The sequence below is a fragment of the Christiangramia sabulilitoris genome (assembly GCF_007050985.1).
Lineage (GTDB): Bacteria > Bacteroidota > Bacteroidia > Flavobacteriales > Flavobacteriaceae > Christiangramia > Christiangramia sabulilitoris.
In genome coordinates, this window is the sequence record NZ_VHSF01000013.1 from 1 (window position 1) to 1,303 (window position 1,303).

1 protein-coding gene is annotated in these 1,303 nt (G+C 38.6%); it reads right to left on the reverse strand.

From position 1 onward, the window contains the following. Nucleotides 1–1,303 (reverse strand): NosD domain-containing protein (locus FGM01_RS14430; RefSeq protein ID WP_208012736.1); only part of this gene is annotated, 1,303 nt, incomplete at both ends.

The window sequence follows — 1,303 nt, forward strand, 5'->3', positions numbered from 1 at the left end:
AAGAATTAGCTATCACATTATTAGCAATCAGTCCAGGATTTTCAACAGGAGATTGACAAGATCCCAAATAAACTCCATGATAACCAGGACCACCTCCTATCAACCTATTATTAATTATCTCTCCTCCTCCTTCTGAATCACTTACCCATAATGAAGTACCATTATAGTGGGGCTGAATAGAAACAGAATTATTATTAAAAATAAAACCTGATTGATACTGCAAATGAACACCTCGGTATCCTGAGTTTTCTATGACATTATTTTCTATTACAGTACCCGGAACTCTTGAATAATAATCCCCCTTATAAGAAATACCCATAGAACCTCCTGTAATAAAATTATTCAGCAACCGAATATCACTCGAAGAAGAAGGATCAAACCAAATAACTGCTAAATTTTCATGACTCGAAGTGGTAGCAGGGCTACTGAACTTACAATTCTCTATCAAAATATCATCTCCCCGGCCAAACATCTGCAGGTTTCTGCTATAGCCTGTTCCGGTAGCCTCAAAACTTAAGTTCCGTAAAATGATATTGGAAGTGTGCCTGAAATAAATGATAAAATTATCACCTGTTCCAGTAGCACCAAAAGTCAGCTTCACATCATCGGCATTGCCACTGGCTGACTCATAAGTAATAGTGTTGGCTTCTGATCCACCTACTATATCAGGAATGATTAATTGTTCATTATAGGTGCCATTGACCAATTTAAAAACTACGGATCCTGATATACCATTAACTTCCATGGCTTCTATGGTAGCACTTAAACTAAGAAAGTTACGTGATCCGGAACCATTTGGATCTACTGTATACTCACCGGCTAAAGGAGCTAGGTCAGCAGAAATATATTCATCAGCACCTATACTCGGAGGATTCTTTCTCGTCTCTCCATCTATATCAATAGTGACTTCAGAAACTGTAATTCCCGCATCAGATAACCCAGGTGCTTGAGCATGTAGATCTGTATCCGATACATATTGTGGGTCAAAACTTAATGAATTGGCCTCCATRTTGGAAGTTGCCTGCCAAGTAGGAAGATCAGGAATATTAGTATTACCCCAACGACCCAGATAACCACCCGAGGTGAAGAAATCATTGTAATCCGAAGAACTTATTCCTGAAGAATTATATACCTCTATTGCATAACCACTATTAGATCTGAAAATGTTATTCCTTAACTCATTCCCTGAACCAGAGCCCATTCGAAAAGCACGCCCCCCTCCCTGATTGTTGACACTATTATGATATACCCGATAGTTGGTATTACCGCCAAATTGAATTGATTGCTCAGAAGAATTAGCTAT